Source organism: Vibrio litoralis DSM 17657 (assembly GCF_000426765.1).
Taxonomy (GTDB): Bacteria; Pseudomonadota; Gammaproteobacteria; order Enterobacterales; family Vibrionaceae; genus Vibrio; species Vibrio litoralis.
In genome coordinates, this window is sequence record NZ_KE384567.1 from 264,886 (window position 1) to 289,246 (window position 24,361).

The following is a 24,361-nucleotide window of genomic DNA, read 5'->3' on the forward strand; positions in this document are numbered from 1 at the left end:
GGGGTTTAGATACCCACAGATTAGCATAAGTGCCTTGTTTAGCTGAAATGTTTAGCTGAAATTATTCTTTCCGTTATACGTGCTCTACAACTTTGTGATTATTCGCTGAAACTAATACTTTATGTGGGGTATAGAACATCCAGTAACGCAGCGCTACATAACTCATAATCAAGGTGGCAACTACTAGCTCAATCACCGCAAGAATCTGAATTTGATGGGCATATTGAGTTAATACCTCCATGGTTGACATCCAATGTGATGTTTTAAATAGCGCGGTAGCACCGATCACCATTGGGAAAGTAAAAGCCGCATAACCAGGGCTGAACGGTAGTTTGAGCAAAGTAAAAAATGACAAATAAATAATAATCGTCATCAAAATAGCAATCGACATCAATACCATCACCAACAATAACGATGGATCAGAGGTAAATGTAAGGTAACCAGCAAGCGATAGACTTGCAGGTGCCGCCATAATAGCTAATGTTGGTTTTGCGGCATCCGGTACTTCTTGGCAAAAAATAAACCGATAAATCATCGCTGGTAACATTACGGCGTAGCATGCGATACCAAAAACCAATACCGAATAAGCAATCCAATAAAGTGCTGGGTTACCTGAATACGAAACGTCTGCCACAATAATACCAATCGGTGGAACAAACCAACTCGGCACCATATGATGGACTTCAAACTCTTTTGCCCTATGGTAGATAAACGCAGCTAAGAAAATAATATGCAGCGCTACCGCGAATAACCACAAACTGTCACCTAAAGCTGGGTTAAAATGACCAACTGAGCTTGATACCACCATCGTTGCCATTGAGAATGTCGGTACAACACTACCAACAACCGGATGCGCAAGATCATTGGCAATCAATTTCGGATGAAAGATAAACTTAACCGTTAAGATAAGTAATAAAACGGCAGCAATCCCCGCGCCCCAATGTTGAGCATGGCGGTTAAGTGTTAGGGCATTTTCCCAACACCAGCCTAAACTTGCGATACCAAGCGCCAAACCTGCCATCGGGGTTGGAGCACCACTGACTAAGTTTTTTAATGTCTTATTCATAATTGCCTCACAAGGTAAAGGTGACCGATGAATCAATAATAAACTTGCAAGTTGTTTTAATATATCTAATTATACTTAACACGCGTTAAAAAAAACAAAACGAGATGAATTTTTATGGCCACTAATGTCACCCTCAAACAACTCAAGGTTTTCACAGCTTTAACTCAACATGAAACCTTGACGGCAGCGGCTGAAAAATTGTTCCTATCAAAAGCTGCGGTAAGCTTGTCACTCGGTGAACTTGAAAAGCAACTCGGCCACGTATTGTTTGATCGCGTAAATAACCGTTTAGTATTGAATCAAGAAGGTAAACGCTTACTGCCTTTGGCCGATGAACTGCTACACCGCAGTGAAGATATTCAACATATGTTTACCTTTGATCAAGCGCTGCACGGGCAATTAAAAATCGGTGCCAGTGATACCATTGGCAACCAAGTTGTACCTTACCTGCTGCGCGATTTTCGTCAGCATTCACAACACCAACAACAAAGCATATTGATTTCCAATACCCGTTTAATTTGTGACAAGTTAACCGATTACGAACTCGATTTAGGTTTAGTCGAAGGTAAAGTTCAATCCGATCAACTGTTAATGCAAGCTTGGAACCAAGATGAAATGTGCATCATCTGCGCCCCTACTCATCCGCTAGCGCAACAAGATTCGGTTCTAGCCAGAGACTTCGAGAATACTCAATGGCTACTGCGTGAAGCGGGATCGGGAACTCGTGAGTTCTTCTTACGCACCGTAGCTCCAAGAATTGAAGTCTGGACTGAATCATTTCAATTAAATACTACGGAAGCGATTATTAACGCCACCGCTGCCAACCTTGGTTTAGCTTGTCTATCTCGCTTAGCGGCTCAATCGGCACTTGAAAGTCATCGAGTGGTAGAGCTTAAAGTTCCTCTTGATATGACGCGCCGTTTTTGGCTGTTAGTACATAAAGAAAAATACCAAAGCCCACTACTCAAAACCTTCATGCAATTTTGCACCGATTGGAAAATGCTCGAATCATTGAAAACCGGTGCCAAATAACAGATAACTACTGGACATCCCCCATAAATAACTGTATAAAAAACCAGTTAAATTCATTCAAAAATTGCATACGAGGATAACCATGGCTGTAATCGTCAAGTACGTGGTGGAACGCAACGGAGAAGAAAAGATGACTTTTACTTCCAAGGCTGAAGCTGACGCTTATGACAAAATGTTGGATATGGCGGACGAGCTTTTCACTTTGTTAGAAAACAGCAAGATTATTGAAGATGATAACCAAAAAGAAGAGTTATCTATGTTCCTTGCCCAAAACAAAGATGAAGTACTCTTTGCACTAGGTGCGAAACGTCGCCCTACTGAGAAAAAAGCCAAAGCACCAAAAGCAACCGAAGATAAAGATAGCGAAGCAGCTTAAACCTGAAGTTGACTATCCAGATTAAACAGCCAGTTCGCCCTATCGCAACTGGCTGTTTTTACACTCCCTTACAGTTAACTAACAGATTGAAGCCAAAACTAAAACTGCCATAACATTTCCGCAATTTAAAAACTGCTATTGTAACTATCAAAATTCACCCCAAGCTATCTATTACGAGCTAATACAATTCGTTTCCACTTAAAGACAAAACACACCCTTTAGTTACACCGTTTTATTGTCTGATAGAGGTTGCTAATGAAGTTTTTCTTACGTACGACAACGCTCATGTTGCTGCTACTCAGTCGCACGCCTGCTCTTGCAGTTCCGCTAAATCAAGCGCAATCATCACAATCCCGTCCGCAAATCAATCAAGCTTGTCCTCAAGCCTTTAAACTCTCACTCAGCGGTTTATATAGCATTCCTGATATCAACTCAGCGACCATTCGACAGCCCATTGCTGATTTCGAGAACCTCTATTCACAAGTACCACAAGCTCAACATGAGCTAGAAGTACTATGTAAAAGCATCGCCTTAAATACCCAAACACAACCTATCTTTGCTGGTATTAAGTCTCAACAGCGAGCAAAAGAAAAAGTCGAGAAAGAGCTCAACGGACAAGCCGATAGAATTACCGATTTAGCTCGAGCAACCATTGTCTCGCAAGACTTACCGAGCCTAGTTAGAGCCTATCAACAGCTTCACCAACAAACTAACGTACTACAAGTAAAAAACCGCTTTAAAACTCCAGCACCTTCTGGCTATCGAGATCTTAAAGTCCTCGTGCAAATGCCCCATTCAGGCTTAGTTGCTGAAGTACAATTCCACCTAGACGAGATAGCCAAGATTAAGAGTGGTGAAGAGCACCGTCTCTACGAAAAAATCCAGCATATTGAACGCACCGCGATGATCGAAAACCGTGACCTCAACACCTTCGAAAAAGCCAAAGTAGACCAGCTTAGAAATCAGTCATTAAGCCTATATAATGATGTTTGGCAGTATTACTTAACGCCTCCCGCTTTAGAGCAAGCTGCCTAGCGAGAAGCAAGTAGCAGCCTAATAAAGAATATGCCCTTAGAAAATTAAGGTTTGTTTTAAATCGCTAATCATTATACTTTCTTAGCATTAGACTTAATTTTTATCTTAACCCCCTATAAACGGAGATTATTCAGTAATGGCACATTTCGCACTTGCCTTTGGTACGGCTACCAAAAACCGTGATGGTAAAATCATCGAAGCATTTTTCCCAAGCCCGGTATTAAACCCATCAGACGCTCTTGTTGCGGCAATTGCGCAAGTTTCAGGATATTCAGAAGGCAACCAAGCGATTGAAATCAGCAACAAACTTGCTGGTGAACTATCGAATGCATTTGCAGCAAACGGCGACATTGCCAATGCTGATTTTGCAGAAAAAGCCGCTCAATCTTCTCAACCATTAGTATTAGTAGTTCTAGCAAGCGATGAGCAACCAAGCTCTGTAGCTGAAGGTTTCTTAAAACTACAACTGATCTCGCATCGTTTAGCTAAGCCACATGGCATCGTACTTGATGGTATTTTTGGTCTACTGCACAACATCGCATGGACGAACCAAGGCCCCATCGATCTACCTGAATTAGCAAGCCGTCAAATTGAAGCTCGCTTAAACGGCGAAACTCTCACTGTCGATTGCGTTGATAAATTCCCGAAAATGGTGGATTACATTGTTCCTACCGGTATCCGTATTGCTGATACATCACGCGTACGTCTTGGCGCACACGTGGGTGAAGGTACTACTGTGATGCACGAAGGTTTCATCAACTTCAATGCGGGCACAACCGGTGTAAGTATGGTTGAAGGTCGTATCTCTGCTGGCGTTATGGTTGGCGAAGGTTCTGATATCGGTGGTGGTGCTTCCATCATGGGTACGCTATCTGGCGGCGGTAAAGTAGTGATCTCAATTGGTGAGAACAGCCTACTAGGTGCTAACGCAGGTCTTGGTTTCCCACTAGGTGATCGTTGTACGATTGAGTCAGGTCTTTACATCACAGCTGGCACTAAAGTGACTATGCTTGATGCTTCTGGTAATGAAGTAGAAGTTGCCAAAGCGCGCGATCTCGCTGGCAAACCAGACCTACTATTCCGTCGTAACTCGGTAACCGGCAAGATTGAATGCTTAACTAATAAATCTGCGGTTGAGTTAAACAGCGAGCTGCATTCAAATAACTAATGTATTTGATACTAGAAAAATAGCTTTAGGGTTATGGTAGGTTAAATACCTATTAATCTGGAAACTATAAAAAGCTGTACAGTTTAACTAATTGAAATCCCGTCACTTTGGCGGGATTTTTTTATATCTATACACAAAGTAATTGGAGTTGCAGTGAGGCGACAAGTGAATGAGGCCCCATGAGCATAGCTCGCCTATGTGATTGGGGTGAATGAGCGCCGTCAACAAATCTTCGGCTTCAAGTACGAAGGGTATAAATAAGGGAGGGTTATGATGATCTAAAAGCTTTTGGATCATCATAGGCCAAATACTCTAGTCGCTGTACAAGTCTATTTTTATGCACGACTTTTTCAATTGGAGCGAGATCGAGTACACTACTCTGATAAACTCCTTATTAAATATTGTCTATGACCATTTCTTCTCATACGTCTCACTCGCAACCGATCATTACATCACTACTGGATACCGATGCTTATAAATTGCATATGCAGCAAGCAGTATTTCACCAGTACCCTGATGTAGAAGTGGTCGCTGAATTTCATTGCCGAAGCCAAGAAGATTTACGCCCATATTTCGATGAAGTGTTGCAGCAAATCGATCACTTATGCCAACTGCGCTTTCAGCCCGAAGAACTAGACTACCTTGCACAACTCCCCTTCTTTGAAACTGACTACCTTGAGTACTTAGCGGCATTTCGTTTTCAGCAAAGTAATGTTGAAGTCCGTAAAGATGGTGAGCAGCTACAAATAACACTGCGTGGTAAATGGTTAGATGTGATTTTATGGGAAGTACCATTGCTGGCGATTATCAGTGAAATTCGAGGACGTCGTCGTTACCCACAAGCCAGTGTTGAGCAAGCCTGTCAGCATTTGCACCACAAGCTGAAATTACTCAAACAAGATCACCCAACCTTAGATATGTCTGGCTTTTCTTTAATCGACTTTGGTACGCGTCGTCGTTTCTCTAAAGCATTGCAGGCTAATATTGTCGACCAATTAATCGATCACTTCCCTCAATTTGATGGCACGTCCAATTACTACCTCGCCTTTAGCAAAGGATTAAAGCCAGTTGGCACCCAAGCTCATGAGTGGTTTCAAGCACATCAGCAATTAGCAGGAGAACTTGCCGACTCGCAACAATTAGCTCTGCATAATTGGATAAAGGAATATCCGGACACACTAGGTATTGCGCTGACCGACTGCATAAACATGGATGCCTTTTTACGCGATTTCACGCCAATCCTTGCCAAGACCTTTCTTGGACTACGCCATGACAGTGGTGACCCAATTGAATGGGGAGAAAAGGCGATTGCTCACTATGAGAAACTGGGGATTGCTCCTAAATCGAAAGTATTGGTATTTTCAGATGGTTTATCACTTGCTAAAGCCATAGAGATCTACCAACATTTTGCCCAACGTATTCAAACCAGTTTTGGTATCGGCACCAAATTAACCTGCGATATCCCGAATGTGGATAGCCTCAACATCGTACTTAAACTCACCGCTTGCCAAGGCAAACCCGTAGCGAAGATTTCCGATGAGCCAGGTAAAAGCATGTGCCGTGATGAAGCATATTTACAAGCATTAAAGCAGGCTTTTCATTTAGCAAGCTAAGCTATTATTTGTGCATATTCACAAATTTATCACTCCATCATGACGAAAGAAGCCGACTAGGTTAGTGTTTTATTATACGCACTTTCCTATCGGCTTTTTTATGTACCTAGATACCCAGCTTGCCCAGCAAATCGTAGATCGCACCATGGCAATCATCGACACTAACATCAACGTTATGAATGATCGTGGCATCATAATAAGTAGCGGAGAATCTGAGCGAATTGGGCAGTTGCACGATGGTGCTTTACTGGCGATCCAACATGGCGACACTACTGAAATTACCCAGCAAACTAGTCAGAATTTAAAAGGCGTTAAACCGGGTATCAACCTAGTCTTAAAACATGATGACACAATTATTGGCGTGGTCGGCATCACCGGAAACCCTGATGAGATCCGCAACTATGCGGCTTTGGTCAAAATGACTTCAGAGATGATCATCGAGCGCTCACTTTTGATTGAGCAATTGCAGTGGGATAAACGCCATATTGAGGAATTTATTTCATCTTGGGTGAATAATGAATTAACCAAAGAAGCACTAGAAAGTTGGGCACAACGCTTGTCGATTAATATAGAACAGCCACGAGTTGCGGTATTAATTGAAATCAGCGAAACCTCCAATCGCAACCAGCTCGATACCATCAGAAAAATCGTGGAACTGCTTGAATATCCTGAGCGTAGTAACTTAATCGCTGTCATTGCGATGAATCAAATCCTCGTTCTCAAACCATGCCAACAAGCGGCTGAACGCTGGGACTACACCATTGAAAGTAAGCGTATTGATCAGCTCATTCATACACTTCAACAACACGATATACACCAGCTTCATATTGCACTAGGCGAATACTTCCCTTCCGTCATGGATATGCCACTGTCGTTTCAAAGTGCACAGCAAGTACTCGCGTTGGGCAAACACTACCAACCGAAACAAACTAAGTACCTGTTTGAAGGTTTCCGCATGCCAGTGCTACTTTCTCCATTAACAGAAAATTGGCAAGGTGCACAATTATGCAGTGCTATAGCTAAACTCAAAAGCCAAGACCGATCCGGACAGTTAATCAAAACCTTATTCAGTTTATTTGAACACCAAGGCAATCTATCTCAATGCGCTAATAGCCTGTATATCCATAGAAACACTCTTCGCTATCGCTTAAATAAAATTGAAAGCATCACTCAAATATCGCCACATAACTTCACCGGATTAGTTGAACTCTATATTGCTTGCCAGATCACACAATGATCGAAAAACTAGTCAAACGAACAAAGCCAGTGCTATTTATCGACATATAATTTGGTTAACTGTCCAAAGTAATTTTTGAAAACTTCATTGATAATAATAAAACTACGAGATCCCAACCCAAAATCGGAGAAACCGATCCTCTCGTAGCATAATAATTAAAACATGGAGTTACCCTACGATGAGTCTGATATTAATCCTCTTAGCCGTAATAGCGTTTATCGTCATTACGACTACAAAATTTAAAATCCACCCTTTCTTAGCACTATTAATGTCTGCATTTATCGCAGCATTTGCCTACGGTCTACCCCCTGAATCCATTGCAAAAACCATAGCTTCCGGCTTTGGTGGCATTTTAGGTTACATTGGTTTAGTCATTGTGCTTGGTACTATTATTGGCGTTATTCTAGAGAAAAGTGGCGCAGCAATTACGATGGCAGATAGTGTCATAAAGTGCCTAGGACAAAGGTTTCCAACCTTAACTATGTCTATTATTGGTTACTTAGTATCAATTCCAGTCTTTTGTGATTCTGGGTTTGTTATTTTAAACTCTTTAAAAGAATCATTAGCCAAACGCATGCAAACCTCTAGTGTTGCAATGAGTGTCGCGCTGGCTACCGGCTTGTATGCAACTCATACCTTTGTGCCGCCAACCCCTGGCCCTATTGCAGCGGCTGGTAACCTAGGCTTAGAATCAAATTTGGGCTTAGTGATTGGTGTCGGTGTGTTTGTCGCGGCAGTGGCTGCCATTGCCGGTATGCTTTGGGCTAGCCGTTTCTCTGATGTAGAACCCGATGGTATTGAAAATGACGACCTAACACCGGCTGAAAATCAAGACTGGCAAGCGCTAAAAGCATCATACGGAACGCTTCCATCACCAACTCAAGCCTTTGCACCTATTTTCGTTCCTATTGTATTAATCTGTTTTGCTTCTATTGCAAACTTCCCGAGTCAACCATTTGGTAGCGGAAGTTTTCAAGCAACTCTAGCCTTTCTAGGTCAACCTTTAACGGCATTGTTTATTGGCCTTTTATTAGCCACTCGCCTTCTAAAGTCAGAACAAAAAATCACTGAATTTAGCGAAAGAATTAGCCAAGGTATTGTGGCTGCAGCTCCTATCCTACTCATCACTGGTGCTGGCGGTGCATTTGGTGCAGTTTTAAAAGCGACACCACTTGGCGAATATTTAGGGACTACACTATCTACTTTAGGTGTGGGTATTTTCATGCCATTTATCGTGGCGGCTGCGCTTAAATCGGCGCAAGGTTCTTCAACCGTTGCCCTAGTCACGACCTCTGCACTTGTTGCTCCTTTGCTTGCTCAATTAGGCTTAGATTCAGAAATGGGTCGAGTGTTAACGGTAATGGCTATCGGTGCTGGCGCAATGACAGTATCTCATGCTAATGACAGCTTCTTCTGGGTCGTATCTCAATTCAGTCGCATGAGTGTAGGCTTGGCCTATCGTGCTCAAACCATGGCAACCCTAGTCCAAGGTGTGACAGCTATGCTGTTGGTTTACCTATTAAGCCTAGTGTTACTTTAACTTTTACTTTGAGGTCCTAGTATGAAAATCATTATTGCTCCTGATTCGTTTAAAGAAAGCTTAACTGCTAAGCAAGTTTGCCAAGCCATTGAAAGCGGGCTGAAGCGAGTTTGGCAAGACGCTGAATATGTACATATCCCGCTGGCGGATGGCGGTGAAGGGACAGTGCAATCTTTAGTCGATGCGACACAAGGTGAGATAATTGATTGCGCAGTAACAGGACCTCTTGGCCATCAAGTTGACGCTTTTTATGGTCGACTAGGTGGAGAGTTAAGCCACACCGCTGTGATTGAAATGGCAGCAGCAAGCGGACTACATCATGTACCAAGTGCACAACGTGACCCGAAAATCACCACCAGCTTTGGTACTGGCGAGCTGATTGCACACGCGCTAGAAAATGGCGCTAAGAAACTAATAATTGGCCTAGGTGGCAGTGCCACTAATGATGGCGGCATGGGCATGTTAGAAGCGCTAGGGGTTAAATTTCTAGACAGTAATAGCCATATAATTTCAGGTAATGGCATTGGTCTTACGCAAATTAAATCAATCAATATTAATGCCTTACACCCTCAGCTGGCCGATTGTGAAATTGTAATAGCCAGTGATGTTGATAATCCATTGTGTGGAGAGCATGGGGCGACCACGACCTTTGGTAAACAAAAAGGTGCAACAGCAGAAGATACCAAATTGCTCGATAACGCTTTAAGTGATTATGCAGATTTAATTGCCTCTCAACTTGATCGACAAGTAAAAGATAAACCGGGAGCAGGTGCTGCCGGTGGGCTTGGTGCTGCTTTCTTAGGATTTACCTCTGCCACTTTAAAACCGGGGATCGCCATTGTATTAGAAACACTATCGATTGAAGATCATCTACAAGATGCCGATCTGGTGATTACCGGTGAAGGTAGAATTGATTGGCAAAGCGCCCACGGAAAAACCCCAGTTGGAATTGCTCAAGCGGCGAAGAAGTTTGACCTTCCAGTAATCGCACTAGCAGGTTGTGTCGGCGATAACTACCAAGCGGTTTACGATCACGGTATTGATGCAGTATTTGCTGCGATTCCAAGACCCTTTGATTTAGAGACCGCTTTTGCCGAAGCAGAAGTGAACATGGCTAACCTTGCCGAAAATGTCGCGAGAACAATCAAGATAGGAATGACAGGATAGAGCGGATAAAGCGGTTTTCGTTTCTCGTTACTCGATCCGGGCTTTTGGCCTATTCGAGCAACGAGCAGCGAAGCGCCCAAGATTCGAGTAACGATAACCCCCTTCATCCTACTGTCATAAACTATAGTCAATATACCCAAATATTTTCTTTATCATTTTGACTTCATGTTCGAACTATTCAAAACCTTCTTCCTACTTGGCTGGGTGAGCTTCGGCGGCCCGGCTGCTCATATTGGTTACTTTCGTACTGCGTTTGTTGAAAAACGACAATGGCTAACTGAATCTGAATACGCTCAACTCATTGCCTTAAGCCAGTTTTTACCCGGCCCAGGTTCTAGCCAAATTGGATTCTCAATTGGTTATCAGCGTGGTGGGCTTTTAGGTGGGATCGCTGCTTTTCTTGGCTTCACCACACCTTCTATCCTGTTAATGATCGCCATAGCGGCATTTAGCCGACAGTGGCTAGATAATACTTGGATGCAAGGCGTTATTCATGGGCTAAAATTGTTAGCCGTGGTAGTGGTATTTGATGCAACTTACACCATGTTCAAACAGTTTTGCCAGCAAAAGCAACATCAAGCGTTATGTGTGCTCACTGCCTGTGTGTGCTTACTTTGGCCCTCTGCCATTAGCCAAATTATTTGTTTAATTATCGCAGCTGGCATTAGTTATTTTTTCAATGTCACTTCTGCCAAAAATACAGCGACTAAGCCCCCTGTCGGCAATGCCTCAACAGCCGTCTCAATAAACCTATCTCTATCAGCAAAATTGGCATTAACACTGTTCGTTAGCTTATTCTTATTCGCCATTTTTTGGCCTGCAACCAATGTGTTCACAAGCATGCTGCAAGACTTTTTCTCAGCCGGCAGTCTAGTGTTTGGTGGTGGCCATGTGGTGTTGCCATTATTACAATCGACCGTAGGTAGTCAATTATCCAACGATACCTTTATGACAGGCTATGCCGCCGCTCAAGCGATGCCCGGCCCAATGTTTACCTTTGCCACTTATCTTGGTTATATGTTGCTACCGAGTATGCCGATTATTGGTGCGTTATTAGCGACTCTAATGATCTTTCTGCCGGGATTTTTGTTGGTGATTGGATTATTAAAACAATGGCAGAACTTTAGCCAGCGTAGCCATGTACTACCAATGATCGCCGGTGTGAATGCTGCAGTGGTTGGTTTATTAATGGCCGCTTTGTACCAACCTATCTTTGTTTCAGCCATTCACCATTCACTCGATATGATAGCGGTAGTCGCTGGTATTTTTGTACTACGTAGTATCAAACTTCCGATTATTGCGCTTGTTGCTTCATTTGCGATTGTCGGCTGTGGCATCTCATTTTTAATAAATTAAATCTAGAATCAGAGCAAAAACATCACCTTAATAGGCCAGCCTTTCTATACTCAAAATAAAGCATAATTATCATGAGGCTTTATGAAAACGAGTGCGGTCTCCCCTTCATACATCAATATCGGCTATTACCCGCAATTTCTGCTGTCTTTGATTTTAGGAGGCAGCATCCTATTAAGCTTTACCCCATATTGGCTCGATCCCACGACCTTGTTTGATTCAAAACGCTTCTTTATTGTGTTTTATTTATTACTCAGTGCACTGATGACCTTGTGCTCTTCCAGCCTACGAGAAGACATCATCCATTCATTGAGTAACCAATCTAGATTGAGCAAATGGCTACTGTTATTGGCAGTCACATGCGCGCTATTTGCCAACCTCACCAGTCTGTATTGGGTCAAGTCTCAGGCCGTATTTAGTTATGGATTGATGTTAATCACCGTGACCACGTTACTGCGCAATGTCGTGATACAAAACCGCGATGTCATTTTGCGCCTGTATATTTGGCTGACTTGCAGCATTTTCATGTCAGTGCTGCTATTTCATGGCATTGCGACCTGGCAAGGTGACACTCCTAACTACCGATACATTTTCAGTTTTGTAAACCCAAGAAACATCAACCATATTCAAGTTTGGTTGATTCTGCCTTTACTGTATTGGGCCTACCTACATAAAGAAAAGCAGTACCGGAAACAACCAAGCTCTTGGATCTATGCCATTCCAGCGGTCATGCATTTCAGCTTATTATTTGCCTTAGATGCTCGCGGCGCGTTTATCGCCAGTTTAGGTGGGATCGTGCTTTGGATAATCCTCTCCCCTAATAAGATTGAGCATTTAAAATGGCTGGGCACATTACTCGCGCTAGGACTATTAATTAAGTGGCTGCTGTTTACCCCTTTACCCCAATTTTTTATGCAAGGTGTATGGCCAGAAGGACAAGGCGACATTCGATTAAGCGATTCAAACCGCCTAGCATTATGGAGCAATGCTAGCGCGATGATTTCTTTCTGGGGGCATGGTGGCGATACCTTCGTTTGCAATAATGATGTGATTGCCCACACGACTCACAATTCAGTGCTGAATATTGCAATCGAATGGGGAATTGTCGCGACACTATGCTACATCAGCCTACTACTACTGACCTTTTATCGTGTTTGCACCTGCGCCAATGAAAAGCTACAAGTTTTAGGTATTACGGTACTATCTGGCTTTGCTTACAGCTTAATCTCAGGTGTACTCAACACACCTATTAGCCAAGGCTTGGCGGTCATTTCCGTGGCTTCATTTTGGGCAATGAGCGCTCCTACACCGTTGGCAACATCATCAACAGCAACAAACCAGCAAGCCGCACAACCTTTCTCCAAGAGATTGACCATCATTAGCCATGGCGCATTAATACTATTATCGATTTGGGCCATCGTTTTTATCGGTTACAAAACCTACCAACGCATCGACAATAATCAATATCGCCATTTAAACGTGGAATACTACATGCCGCAATTTTGGATAGAACATAACTGTATGGATGCCGAGCCCAAATTGAAATCCATTTCCTCTAAATAAAAAATGCCTCTGGAAACATCGCAGAGGCTACTCAATGAATAAACAGCAATTAGGAATTAGGTAGTGCTTTTCACGCTGAAACTTCTATGCTGCACCCTTAGCGCGAATTTCCGCTAATGCGCGCGATAAATTATCATTCGCGAGTGGGTAGTAAGACGGCTTTTTATTGATAGCTTGCTTAAAGTAAGGGACCGATTGTTCTTGTTGTTGATTGAGCATTAGCAAATAGCCTACGTTATTTAGCGCTTGGTAGTCTGGCATCACTCTCATAAACACATTCAATGCATTGGTCACTTGCCCCTGACGAATATAAATCAAGGCTAAATTATTCACCGCTCTTTGATTATCCGGCTGCATGGCAACCACTTGCTTGGTATAAAAAAGCGCTTGTTTGTATTCTCCTGCCATATAGTAGGAATAGCCTAGATTAAGCTTGGCAAGGCTCGATGAAGGTTCAATCGCTAATGCCTTTTGATAATACGCCTGAGCAACCTCAATTTCTTGGTTTACATCGGCGAGGATCCCTAAACCGATATAAGCTTGTAGAGGTGAATCGGTATCAAACGTCAATGATTCGACTTGTTCAGCCGTAACATCATCTTTACCACGAGCAAAAGGTTCGGTTTGTTTTAGCCGAATTTGATCCGCATTAATCGAGCGATAGAAATACACTTGGCCGTCAGGTAAATTGCCATTTCGACTATATAAAACACCGAGTCTTTCAAGCGCAGCGGCATTGTTCGGGTTCTCTTCTACCGCTCTTGTGTAGGCTTTTTCAGCTAATGGTATATTTCCTCTCGCCTGATGAATGTCACCAATAGTCATTAAGGTCTTATCGGCGAACTCTAAATCGTCAAACTCAAGCGAACGAATATATTCATACAAGGCCAAATCCATTTTTTTATTGGCTAGCGCTCTGTCACCTCGGGTAATCGCTTCTGTTTCGGTTTTTGGCGCTTCACTAGAAGACAAGCTATCTACTGGCTTACCAGAATACAAAGAGTCATCAAAAGCACTCACTGGATCTTGCGAGCTGCAGCCTTGTAGTGCCACAACAATCATCATCACTATCCATTTATTCATGTTGCTCTCCTTAAATTGACGACTTATATTTATCCCCAAAGTAGCTTCTATTCGAATTCACTTAGGTGTGGTTATTTATAGGTATAGTTATTTATAGGTGTAGCTATTTAAATGCATCCATTAAAGATAAAATTGCGGGGCCAACCGCGACAATAAAGAAACAGGGCCAGATAAATATCAGCATCGGAAATAACATTTGAGTCGGGATCTTAGCGGCAATTTCTTCTGCTGCTTGATTACGCTTATCACGATAATCATCGGCATAATCTCGCAATGTTTTGGCAATACTACCGCCCACTTTATTGGCATGAGCCAGCATCGCCACTAAGCCTCGGAACTCTTCCAAGCCAGTACGAGTGATCAGGCCATGAAAAGCATCCGGCATTTCCACCCCAGCTTTGATTTTGACGCACACTGTATCCAACTCATCAGCCAACTCTGGGTGAGAGATATAGAGTTCATCACTCACGCGGCGCAGCGATGCAACGAAACCTAGTCCAGATTCAGTACATACCACCAATAAGTCCAACATATCGGCAATACCATTACGAATTTCTCTCTGCCTACGTTTAATTAAGCGGTTCAAGGCAATATTAGGTAAAAAGACACCGGCCGCTAGTGCCGCAATCAATAAGGTAAGAATCGAAACATCCCCCCCCATAAAGATATAAACAAGTGCCGCGATAAATAAAAAGAAAAGAGAAGCGAATAACTTGATAGCATAAAAATTGGCCACCGCCGTCTTTTGGTAAAAACCAGCGTGCATAAGTTGATGACGAACGCCTTCTTTTTCTTTCTCATTGGTAGGCAGAATATAAGAAGATAAACTTTCTAATGTATTGGAAACCTTAGGTGAATAACGAGCACTCGAGCTCGACGTCTCTTGACCATTCACCGAAGCTAAACGTCGCTTAACGGAATTATGGTGACCAAAAATCAACATGCCACACGCCATCACTGCCATTATGGTCGCGAGCATAATCGCCAATAAAACCAACCATTCTCTTGAGGTATTATTGAGTTGCGAAAAATCAAAAACATTCAATAAGCTGTCCATAATCACACCTCGAAGTTAATGATTTTTTTGATCCATATTGAGCCAAGAAATAAGCTCACTACCCCAATGCTGACCATTTTTATTCCAGCAGGATCATCATAAAGAGGATCAAGATATTCTGGATTTAAAAAGGTTAAACCGAGAAACAAGCCAAAAGGAGCTAGCACTAAGATCCAGGCAGATAAACGGCTCTCGGCAGATAAGGTACGGATTTTTCGCGCCAATTTAAAACGAGAACGTAATACGATAGAGACTTTTTCAAGGTTTTCAGAAAGGTTACCGCCGGTCTCTTTTTGCAGCATCACCGCAGAAGAAAACGCCAGCATGGAGACGGTGGGTACTCTATCGGCCATTTGTAAGATCGCTAAGCGTAAGTCGTAGCCGTAGTTAAGCAGGTTAAAGGTATTTTCAAATTCTTCACTGATCGGCGCATCCATTTCCATGCCGACTTCATGAAAGGTTTGATTGAGCGGCTTACCGGCTTGCAGCATCCGGCGAATAATATCTAAGGCTTCTGGCAGTTGCTCTTCAAACTTATTCAGTCTTTTGATGATTTTTTGTTGTAAATGAAAATGCAGAACCACCCAAACACTCGCCATTGCAGCAATAATCAAATACCACTGAGCACCAACCAGTAGCAAAAATAAACCGAAGGCAATACTGATAATTAAGGTAACGATAAAAAGGTTACCAAAGCTTGAATTGATCCCCGCCAGCTCAACGCTTTTTTGTAAGCGAGCGATAAGAGGCAGTTTAACTAAAGTGCGCTCAAATGGCGTTAAGCCTTTCAAGTACTGTTCATTCAATAAAGAACGACTTTTACTATCTAATTTACTGCGACTGGCTTCTAACCTTTTCACTAGCTCTGAATGCTTTGCCTTACGACCGGCCGCAGGCAAGATCAGTGCTTGAGAAATAAAAAACACCGATAAAAATAGCAGTATAAAAAACATCCATAAATCTTGCATACCGCCTCCTCAACTAGTCATTAAAAGTATCAATCGGTAGATCAATACCCCGTTTAACCAGTGCATCATGGCATTCAGGAATGATCCCTGTTGCCATATAACGTCCCAGCACATCACCTTTGTCATTGACCCCGGTTCGTACAAAGCGGAAAATTTCCGACATAGTAATGATTTCCCCTTCCATGCCATTAATTTCCTGAATACTGGTCATGCGACGCTTACCATCTTCTTGGCGTTCCATCTGCACCACAATGTGAATGGCCGAAGCAATTTGCGAACGTAAATTTTTGGTGGAAATCGTCCAACCGGCCATAGCAAACATATTCTCGATTCGGCTTAATGCATCTCTAGGCGTATTGGCGTGAATGGTAGCAAGCGAACCATCATGACCTGTGTTCATCGCCGAAAGCATATCGACCGCTTCACTACCACGCACCTCCCCGACGACGATTCGGTCAGGTCGCATACGCAGCGCATTTTTGACTAACTCACGCTGGGTTATTTCCCCCTTGCCCTCTAGGTTGGAAGGACGCGTTTCAAGGCGAATAACATGCGGTTGTTGCAGTTGTAATTCAGCGGAATCTTCAATGGTAATGATTCGTTGTGTTTCGGGAATAAAACCAGACAGAATATTCAAGGTAGTGGTTTTCCCTGAGCCGGTTCCGCCCGAGATCAATACATTCAACTCACCTTTTACCGCGGCTTGAATAAATTTTGCCATCGGTGGTGATATCGAACCAAAGCTTAGTAAGTTATCCATCACTAAACGATCAACCGCAAAGCGGCGAATTGATACCGATGGCCCGTCAATCGCCAGTGGTGGAATAATCGCATTAACCCTTGAACCATCAGCAAGACGCGCATCTACCATAGGTGACGACTCATCAATCCGTCGGCCAACCTGACTGACAATGCGGTCAATAATATTGCGTAGATGTTGATCGTCTAAAAAGGTGTAAGGCGTTTTTCATAGCGGTTAATCAGTAAGACTTGTTGCTCACTAGATACCCCATAATCAAAGGTCAAGGTTTTAGCTACTAAGCTGGCGTTACGAATAGAGGTAATATTTTGCTGAACCACTAAAACCACTTTGGTGAAATGAGAGACCGCCTCAGACATAAAAGGCTCTACCCCACGAGAAAAATCCACCACGATATAATCGTAATAACGACGTAGTACTGAGAAGAACTGATCCACATTCATATTTCTATCGATATCGTTAAATACACTGTTTTGGCATAAGCTAAGGAAGTGCAGCCCTGATTCTAGTTGCGTCACTAAAGCACTAAGAGAGGATTCATCTAACCCATCTAGCTCATCGTAAACATCTTGAATATTGTATTTCGGGTAGACATCCATATAAGAAGCCGCCACCCCAAACTGATTATCCATATCAAGAAACAGTACTTTGCCGGGATGATATTCAGCTAAAACCAGAGCGGTATTCATAGATACCGTCGTGGTGCCGGTGCCGCCTTTGGTATTAATAAAAGCAAAACTTTCACCTTGTGCCACATTGGTCAGCTTTTCTTGCGCCGTGTGCACTAGTAGTTCAGATAGTTGCTCAATACTGCTGTTATGAGATAAGAAATCCGACGCCCCAAGTTTGAGCGCCGACTTTAACGCCATAGGATCATGCTCATCCCCAAACACAATCAATGCGGCTGCAATTTCTTTGAATGGATACGATAAAGACTGCAATTCATTAATGGTTTGCATCCAGTTGTCTTGTGCTTCAACAAAGATGAGATCCGGCGCGATTGAATCTTTTTTCGTCAGTGCCGCTAAATCCACAGCATGCACAAACACACCTTTCAGCTTACTGTGTGTCTCTAGCTGATTTTGGATATGAGACTTAAAGCCTTCGCTTTGGAAAATCACCCAAATAGTTAAGGTTGTCTTAATCGACAATAATGGTGAAGTATTCTGATATTGGTTTTGCATATTCATAAGTACCTCAGCATGATTGATTCACTTCTTCATCAGAGCTATTCACGGTAATCCCTAAACTCTCACGCGGTAATACGGTTTCAAAACTAGGCATAGTCAGCGCGCCGCTATTGCCAATAAAATTTAACAGTGGAATAAATTGATATTGATAATTGTCGACCCTTGCACGCACAAAATAGATGCTGCCCTGATTATTGGCCGGATCTGCCACCACTTGCCCGTTATCGCGTAGGTAATCGATCACCAGTTTTTCCGGCTGAAAGTTCGGTGGGTAGTTTTGTTGTACTCTGGGTAAGTTGGGAATATTGCTATCCACAGTACACACACTCGCCAATCGCGCCGCTTTACGTGTCATTTCATTCATCATTTGATAAGTAAAAACATAACGCCCCACTTCAAAGGCACCGAATAAGGTCAACATTAAAGCGGAAGCTATTAGGGTAAATTCCACAATAGTGAGGCCAAGTTGGCGTTTGATTGTTGTTGTTTTCATCTTCGCCTCCTTAGTTGCGGTACAGTACATCAGCCGATGCGGTTAAATTTTTTCCTACCTCAATATTGGTAAAGGGTAGAGGTGAAAAAAATGCGTTGTATTGATAACTAGCGCTAACCGATATGGTTTTAGCTGCATCATCAATAGCCACATTGACATCGCCCGTGCTCATCCCTGTCATAACGCTGGATTGACTCATATCCGGGCTGCCATAAACCACGACTGTCTTAGTATCATTAGAGACACTATTAATATTCGGTGTAGGCTCTAGCAAGGTTGCCTCCTGCATACGAATCGCTGCGTAATTAGCGCCATTTTGTACCGTTTTGTTTAGTACGTTATATTGAATGAATAAGTGTCCAATATCGGCCATTGCCGCCATCAGTAACAACAACACAGGCAGAGCAATGATAAACTCGATAGCGGCCAAGCCTTGTTGATGCGATCTGATCTTCATTAGGATTCTCCACTCAGTGGATCTTTATAAAGTTGGACTTTGTCTTCGGTCACAATAGTCGTTTCACCGCCGAGCTCGCCGTAGTCACCTAGACCTGCAGTACAATCATCGATGTACTCCATTGTAATAATTGCATCTTTACCATTCCCTTGAATCTTTTCTGTTAAAAAGAAGCAACCTAGGCCGACTACATCTACCGATTTACGCCCACTGACTTGGCAGTCGAGTACCGGTAAAGCAGCAATACGCTGTTTGTACTCTGCGACTAAGCTGGCTTTACAAGCATCGGTATCACAGTTGTTTAATGCCGCAAGGTAGTCTTCATAAGAATTAATCGTCGAATCTTCACCAAATCGGCTGTTGTAATCATCATTCACTGAGTTTTTATTGCCCGGTTCAGTGGTTACACTACAACCGACTTCTTCTCCATCAGCATTAACATCACACACTGTGACATCTTCAGGTTGTCCAATGGTTAAGCAGCCTTCATAATCATCCCTTAAGTTATCTCCCAAATTACTCGCCCCTCGGCCATCAAACGCCAAAAAACCAAAGTTCCCTGGGCCTATTGCATCATCATTACCTGAGAATTTTTTGGACTTCACTTCATAATTACTGCCGCCGGTATAGCCAAAATCATTGCTGGTATCACCTGCCGATCGCAAATCACATACCCCAATTGGCATAATGTCATTACATACTTGATTAACTACCTTCACCGCCGGCCCTGCCAATGCGGAAGCCGAAACTTGCTTACCCACACCAAAAACTTGCGTAAAATAGCTTTCCAAATTCACATCCGATACGGCGACTCGTACATAGGTTTGAGAAATGGAGGGCGAAGAAGATCTATCCTCTTTTTCCGTTGGTGAAGTCAGGTATTCAATTAGCACCGTGCTATTATCCGGTTCAACCATCTTGCTCAATCTGGTATTAATTGCTTGTTCGACTTCACTTTGATCAATCGAGGCTTCTTCATTAATTAATGCTTGATTGATTTCCGATGCGCCAGCAAGTGCGGCTGCATCCACTACATTTTGCAGCTGGGTTTTATTAGAAATAGCATGGTTGTAATCAATCGCTAAGGCAGAAAAAAACAGCATCACGATCATCATGAAAGTCACTAAAATCAGCGTTAAGCCTTGTTGCTTATTCCTGAGTTTACAATTATTGCGATTCGTATAATGATGGTTCATCCTGACCTCCTACCCTGCTATGCCTAGTCAATAAGTGTTTACTACTACACTTCTAGAACTGGCATCACAGACAATCGCTATTCATCTGTTGTAAGTGGCTCAAGTAATGTGCCACTTATTCCTTGTTCGGTTTGCCCGCTGTACACATCGTATGCCACTTGCGAACGAGCTCCTGTTCCCGTTGGGATCACATCTTTGTTTTCTTCGCTAGCATTCGGGTTATACACTTGCTGTTGCTGAACTTGCGCAACTGACACCCCAAGTGGCTTATCATTAGCGCAGCCCACCAGCATCAAACACGATGCCGCCCACAGGCTCATAAAAACTGATTGCGTCGTTTTCATCGTGCTCTCCTTATAAATCATGTCCGAACTGACCTTCACTACCCCCAAGGGTGGCAACTTCAGTATTGTCAGCATTGTTCGTATTTGAATCTTCTAACTCGCGATCTTGAATTCTGGCTCCCATACCTAGGATGTAAAACTCCAAGTCATTGGGCTCAATAAAGGCATCAGTTGGTAAGGTGACCTTGCTACGGTCAATCGGCTTAGCTAAACGAGGCGTTACCAAAATCACCAGCTCAGTTTCACCTTTAACGAACTCTTCACTGTTAAACAATTGACCTAAAATAGGAATGTCACCAAAGCCGGGCATTTTGCTGGCGTTATCCCTTACGTTTTCACTAAGTAACCCTGCAATACCAATAGTCTGGCCATCAGCAAGCTCAAGGGTAGAAGCGGCACTACGGCGAGTGATCGGCGGAATAATGTAAGTTCCGTTGGTGCCTGATGGGTTGAGTACCAGTGAGCTTGAATTGGAAATTTCACTCACATCAACCACCAGTTCTAAATTGATTTTTTGATCGCTTAAAATGGTTGGAATGAATTTAAGCCCTACCCCGTATTCTTTGTATTCAATCGTCACCCCATCATCACCATCGGGCACAGGAATAGGGAATTCACCACCGGCTAAGAACTCTGCTTTTGAGCCACTTAATGCGGTTAAGTTAGGCTCGGCTAATACTTTGGCCATGCCGTTTTGTTTGGCGATATCTAAAGCTACTTCAAAAATAGTATTGCTATCGGCAAACGCGCCTAATAAGCCGTAGTCATTGGTACTCGGAGCTGGCAAGACTCCACCAACATTAGGAATAGAGGTCGCGCCCCAACTTATTTTCGATCCACTCAGTTGTAGAAAGTTAAAGTTGGCATCAAATTTACGCACGAGATTGCGCTGCACTTCCGCTACCGATACTTCAAGCGTCACTTGCTGTGCACCACCAATCGACATTAGGTTCACTACCCCAGTGTTGGCAATTTGCTCATCGGAAGATCCTTTGCTTTGATCTGCTGCTTGGCCTGCGGTGTAAGTCTCGGCAATTTTGAGAACCTTGTTCATTTGCTCCTGACTACTCACTTGACCACTCAGTACTAAACGATCTTGTGCGCTATGGACTTCAATTTTTTCATTAGGCATAAACTCATAGATTTTTTGCTTTAATGAGTTCAAGTCATGAGTCACTTCAACATTAATTGATTCCATCAGTTGGCCATTTCGGTCCCACACCATTAAGTTGGTCGAACCGAGTTTCTTACCAATCAAAAACAATTCATTGGATTTAAGCATCACAATATCCAGCACATCCGGATCCCCTAAAGACACCCGCTGAGCATTGCCCGATAACAGCACATGCTCCGATTTATGATGAGGCACCGTTAGTGTCTTACCGGTTTGAGTCAGTGCCGCAACATTCCAGCTCGATAACAGCAGAACAAGAAAGCTTATTTTTAGTATTAATCCCTTCATACTTGCCCCCTAATTTCGAACTTTAATGCTCGATGATTCAGTACCTTTAATAATCGTCACTCGTGGTTGTGACACGGTGCGACGAACCACTTCAGGTTTATCTTCTTGGTGTGGATTACGCAGTGCCAACTGAATGTCACCTTTGCTTTTCGCGGTGAGTAACTTTTCTGCATCTTTCGGACTCACTTCCAACGTGACGGCACGAACGATAATCGGCTTGTTATCATTGGTCTTAGCCGTTTGATCCACCGCCAGCACTTTAATGTCTTTTAAAATGGTATTGGTGTTAGCACTATTGCGCCCGTAAGACACCGTGTTCATCACATCCACTTTATTACCTGGAAGTAGAAAGCCACCCACCCCAATCACGTCATTCACGCGAATAGTCACGGCACGTTTATCTTCCGAAATTAAAGCCGCCAAGGTAGACCCTTCGCCCGGTAGTGATACACGCTGTTGGGTAATCGGTTCATCTTGATAGATCATTGAAGTGGTTACCTTACCAATCACTAATTCCGGCTTATCAAATTGAAATTCGTTACGCCATGAATCCTCTATCAACTTCAGCTTTAGATCGGTGTCTTTAATGATTCTTCCCGGCTCAAGCTCTAATGCCGCAACCACAATCGGCTGACGATCCACTTGTTCAACTTTCACTTCTGGCTGAACTTGTTCACTCATCCATTGTTGGGCGAAATAGACTGCGCCAAGCCCAAGTAGAATGGAGAGTATAAATAGCAACACCACTTGTATCCGACTCATAGCGCTATCCTCTTAAGTTGTTCATCACTAAAGTAAATTTGCCACGCTGACTCCACCAAAACAGGGGTAATACGTGCTTCTAATTTTTTATACGCCATCAAATCGTGGCAAATTCTCGTGATGTCTTTCGGTATGCAGGGGTAATACGCCACTTGATCTCGCTTATGTAATAGCAATAAGTGTTGCAGCGGCGCTTCATCAAAAAGGAAGTTTTGTAGCTCACATTGCGCTTGCCACAGAGCTTGATAATCGTGAGCCTCTAATGGCGGAAAATGCACTTTGTAACCTAAGCGACGTAAAAAAGCAGGATCGCCTATTTCTTTAGGAGTCAAATTGGTTGAGAAAATAAGTGTGGTCACAAATGGAATGGTGGCTTGTTGTCCATTAGGTAACGATAAGTAGTCTATTTGATATTCCATTGGCACTATCCAACGGTTTAGCAGACGGTCGGTTGCCATGGCCTGACGACCAAAATCATCGATAATAAAAATGCCGTTATTAGCCATCATTTGTAATGGTGCCAGCCATGCGCCAGTCGCCTCACATTTTGACACTTCCAGCATATTCATGGTGAGTTCGCCGCCAACTTGCACTAACGGGCGAGAACAGAGTACCCAGCGTCGATCATGATGCTGATTAAAAAAGATTTCGGCTTGTTCTGATGAAGGCGCTAATTCATGATGATGTTGCGGAGTAAATAAACGCACGATATTGCCAGAAACAAACACTGCATAAGGAATATAAATTGGGGTATTCAAAGAACGAATAATTCGATTGGCGATATAACTTTTGCCGGTACCTGGGTCGCCATAAAATAAAATCGCACGACCGGAGTTAATCGCAGGACCGATGAGGTCAACATATTGATCCGCGCCATAGACATCGTTTAGCGCTTCACGTAGTAAATCTTGGGTGATCGGCGAATGACGCAAACTTTGTTGCTTCGCCATATATTGATAATCACGTAATGGCACAGGAACCGGCCCAACATAACCATCTTTTTTTAAGGCCGCTTTAGCTTGCTCTTCACCGGATGAGGTCAATTGATAGCGCAAAATAGAACTGTTGAGCCCTTGCGCGCCATTAACCGGTGTTTTCAAACTATCCGGCTGGAGAACTTCAATATAACCATACTCTCTTAATTGGTTAATCAGCAGCTGAATCAAATTGCTGCTAATCGCCAGTTTTTGAGTTAACTGCAATAGATTAATTTTAGGCTCAATGTTTAATAATTTGAGAAGTAAGGCTTCAGCAACATAGCTTGGCACACCGAGCCCTTCTAATGAAGTCGCCATTTGCGGAGGGTTAACAGGGGCGTGGCCATGTGTTTCAGGCGTCTTTGAGAGCTGCATAACTTCCCCTTATCTTTGTTATCAATCCATGATTCTTGGCTGTGATATATCATTCACAACGCATTTCGTGATTTTTTATAAGCTCAG

Annotated in this window: 22 protein-coding genes and 1 pseudogene; 10 read left to right on the plus strand and 13 right to left on the minus strand. The window is 43.1% G+C overall.

What is annotated here, in order from left to right; genetic code table 11:
* Positions 1–73 precede the first annotated feature (73 nt).
* On the minus strand, positions 74–1,066 hold the full coding sequence (locus K358_RS0114830) for a TDT family transporter (protein WP_027697552.1): 993 nt from the start codon (positions 1,064–1,066) through the stop codon (positions 74–76).
* Positions 1,067–1,180: 114 nt separating this feature from the next.
* On the opposite strand from K358_RS0114830, the gene K358_RS0114835 reads away from it, so the two are divergent.
* From K358_RS0114835 to K358_RS0114880, 10 genes are all read left to right on the plus strand, one after another.
* Positions 1,181–2,098: a LysR substrate-binding domain-containing protein gene (locus K358_RS0114835; RefSeq protein ID WP_027697553.1), complete on the plus strand. Its 918-nt coding sequence runs from the start codon at positions 1,181–1,183 to the stop codon at positions 2,096–2,098.
* Between the two features lie 82 nt (positions 2,099–2,180).
* The gene (locus tag K358_RS0114840; protein WP_027697554.1) at positions 2,181–2,474 is read left to right on the plus strand and encodes a YebG family protein; all 294 of its coding nucleotides are present in this window, start codon (positions 2,181–2,183) and stop codon (positions 2,472–2,474) included.
* Positions 2,475–2,729: 255 nt separating this feature from the next.
* The gene (locus K358_RS0114845) at positions 2,730–3,509 is read left to right on the plus strand and encodes a nucleotidyltransferase family protein (protein ID WP_027697555.1); all 780 of its coding nucleotides are present in this window, start codon (positions 2,730–2,732) and stop codon (positions 3,507–3,509) included.
* 136 nt (positions 3,510–3,645) lie between these two features.
* Positions 3,646–4,677 (plus strand): 2,3,4,5-tetrahydropyridine-2,6-dicarboxylate N-succinyltransferase, encoded by a 1,032-nt coding sequence (gene dapD / locus K358_RS0114850; protein WP_027697556.1) that lies wholly within the window; start codon positions 3,646–3,648, stop codon positions 4,675–4,677.
* A 407-nt stretch (positions 4,678–5,084) separates the two neighbouring features.
* On the plus strand, positions 5,085–6,290 hold the full coding sequence (pncB, locus tag K358_RS0114855) for a nicotinate phosphoribosyltransferase (RefSeq protein WP_027697557.1): 1,206 nt from the start codon (positions 5,085–5,087) through the stop codon (positions 6,288–6,290).
* Between the two features lie 100 nt (positions 6,291–6,390).
* On the plus strand, positions 6,391–7,527 hold the full coding sequence (locus K358_RS0114860; RefSeq protein ID WP_027697558.1) for a sugar diacid recognition domain-containing protein: 1,137 nt from the start codon (positions 6,391–6,393) through the stop codon (positions 7,525–7,527).
* A 178-nt stretch (positions 7,528–7,705) separates the two neighbouring features.
* On the plus strand, positions 7,706–9,067 hold the full coding sequence (locus K358_RS0114865; RefSeq protein WP_027697559.1) for a GntP family permease: 1,362 nt from the start codon (positions 7,706–7,708) through the stop codon (positions 9,065–9,067).
* 21 nt (positions 9,068–9,088) lie between these two features.
* Positions 9,089–10,234, plus strand: coding sequence for a glycerate kinase family protein (locus tag K358_RS0114870; protein WP_027697560.1), 1,146 nt, complete (start codon positions 9,089–9,091; stop codon positions 10,232–10,234).
* Between the two features lie 165 nt (positions 10,235–10,399).
* The gene (gene chrA / locus K358_RS0114875; protein WP_027697561.1) at positions 10,400–11,590 is read left to right on the plus strand and encodes a chromate efflux transporter; all 1,191 of its coding nucleotides are present in this window, start codon (positions 10,400–10,402) and stop codon (positions 11,588–11,590) included.
* An 81-nt stretch (positions 11,591–11,671) separates the two neighbouring features.
* Positions 11,672–13,150, plus strand: a complete 1,479-nt coding sequence (locus K358_RS0114880; protein ID WP_027697562.1) for an O-antigen ligase family protein — start codon at positions 11,672–11,674, stop codon at positions 13,148–13,150.
* 84 nt (positions 13,151–13,234) lie between these two features.
* Here K358_RS0114880 and K358_RS0114885 read toward each other — a convergent pair whose 3' ends face one another.
* The 12 genes and pseudogenes from K358_RS0114885 to K358_RS0114940 form a co-directional block, all read right to left on the minus strand.
* Positions 13,235–14,233 (minus strand): tetratricopeptide repeat protein, encoded by a 999-nt coding sequence (locus K358_RS0114885; protein WP_027697563.1) that lies wholly within the window; start codon positions 14,231–14,233, stop codon positions 13,235–13,237.
* A 103-nt stretch (positions 14,234–14,336) separates the two neighbouring features.
* Positions 14,337–15,290, minus strand: a complete 954-nt coding sequence (locus tag K358_RS0114890; protein WP_027697564.1) for a type II secretion system F family protein — start codon at positions 15,288–15,290, stop codon at positions 14,337–14,339.
* Between the two features lie 2 nt (positions 15,291–15,292).
* Positions 15,293–16,258, minus strand: a complete 966-nt coding sequence (locus K358_RS0114895; RefSeq protein WP_027697565.1) for a type II secretion system F family protein — start codon at positions 16,256–16,258, stop codon at positions 15,293–15,295.
* A 13-nt stretch (positions 16,259–16,271) separates the two neighbouring features.
* Positions 16,272–17,225: pseudogene (locus tag K358_RS18615) on the minus strand (TadA family conjugal transfer-associated ATPase); the annotation flags it as partial.
* Positions 17,204–18,208 (minus strand): AAA family ATPase, encoded by a 1,005-nt coding sequence (locus K358_RS19460; protein ID WP_083962842.1) that lies wholly within the window; start codon positions 18,206–18,208, stop codon positions 17,204–17,206. The gene K358_RS19460 and the pseudogene K358_RS18615, both read right to left, overlap by 22 nt.
* Before the next feature lie 7 nt (positions 18,209–18,215).
* The gene (locus K358_RS0114910) at positions 18,216–18,701 is read right to left on the minus strand and encodes a TadE/TadG family type IV pilus assembly protein (protein ID WP_038150256.1); all 486 of its coding nucleotides are present in this window, start codon (positions 18,699–18,701) and stop codon (positions 18,216–18,218) included.
* A gap of 10 nt (positions 18,702–18,711) precedes the next feature.
* A complete protein-coding gene (locus tag K358_RS0114915; protein WP_038150257.1) occupies positions 18,712–19,158 on the minus strand; it encodes a TadE/TadG family type IV pilus assembly protein in 447 nt (148 codons plus the stop codon).
* Complete coding sequence (locus K358_RS0114920) at positions 19,158–20,354, minus strand: TadE/TadG family type IV pilus assembly protein (protein WP_027697568.1); 1,197 nt, start codon at positions 20,352–20,354, stop codon at positions 19,158–19,160. The genes K358_RS0114915 and K358_RS0114920 overlap by 1 nt, the downstream gene beginning before the upstream one ends.
* 77 nt (positions 20,355–20,431) lie before the next feature.
* Positions 20,432–20,719, minus strand: coding sequence for a hypothetical protein (locus K358_RS0114925; protein WP_027697569.1), 288 nt, complete (start codon positions 20,717–20,719; stop codon positions 20,432–20,434).
* Complete coding sequence (locus K358_RS0114930) at positions 20,709–22,160, minus strand: type II and III secretion system protein family protein (protein ID WP_027697570.1); 1,452 nt, start codon at positions 22,158–22,160, stop codon at positions 20,709–20,711. The genes K358_RS0114925 and K358_RS0114930 overlap by 11 nt, the downstream gene beginning before the upstream one ends.
* Positions 22,161–22,169: 9 nt before the next feature.
* Positions 22,170–22,922, minus strand: coding sequence for a Flp pilus assembly protein CpaB (cpaB, locus tag K358_RS0114935; RefSeq protein ID WP_027697571.1), 753 nt, complete (start codon positions 22,920–22,922; stop codon positions 22,170–22,172).
* The gene (locus K358_RS0114940) at positions 22,919–24,274 is read right to left on the minus strand and encodes an ATP-binding protein (RefSeq protein WP_027697572.1); all 1,356 of its coding nucleotides are present in this window, start codon (positions 24,272–24,274) and stop codon (positions 22,919–22,921) included. Before K358_RS0114940 ends, cpaB begins: the two co-directional genes overlap by 4 nt.
* Positions 24,275–24,361: the final 87 nt, after the last annotated feature.